This window comes from Streptomyces sp. SP17BM10, from assembly GCF_036322405.1.
Lineage (GTDB): Bacteria > Actinomycetota > Actinomycetes > Streptomycetales > Streptomycetaceae > Kitasatospora.
In genome coordinates, this window is sequence record NZ_JAQYXB010000132.1 from 1 (window position 1) to 363 (window position 363).

General features: G+C 78.2%; 1 protein-coding gene. It reads right to left on the minus strand.

The window, feature by feature from the left end; genetic code table 11:
* Positions 1 to 171 precede the first annotated feature (171 nt).
* The coding region (locus PUR71_RS00480; protein ID WP_329924277.1) for a hypothetical protein at positions 172 to 363 on the minus strand (192 nt) is incomplete at its 5' end.

A 363-nucleotide genomic window follows, 5' to 3' on the forward strand; every position in this document is an offset into this window, starting at 1 on the left:
GCCGCTGTTCCGATCTCGGGTGGGGGGTGTGGGTGGTGTCCGTCGTCACGGGGGGTACGTCCTTCCGGGGGGGCCGCCCGCGGTGGGGGGGGGCGGCGGGGGGGGTGGGGGGGGGGTGGGGGGGGCGTGGGGGGGGCGGGGGGGGGGTGTTGGGCGGGGCTGGGCTCGCTGTCAGGCGTGGCCTTGTGGTCGGGGGCGTACGGGTCGCGGGCGGCCTTGCGGGGGGGTGGCGTGCTGAGAGAGCTCGATGTCGAGCTCGCCGATCTGGTGGGCGGCGGCGGGGCGGCGGTGGGTGTAGGCGGCGGGCTCGGACTGGCCGATGTGGGGGAGGTAGGCGGCGTTGAGGTCGTCCTCGATCGCGCC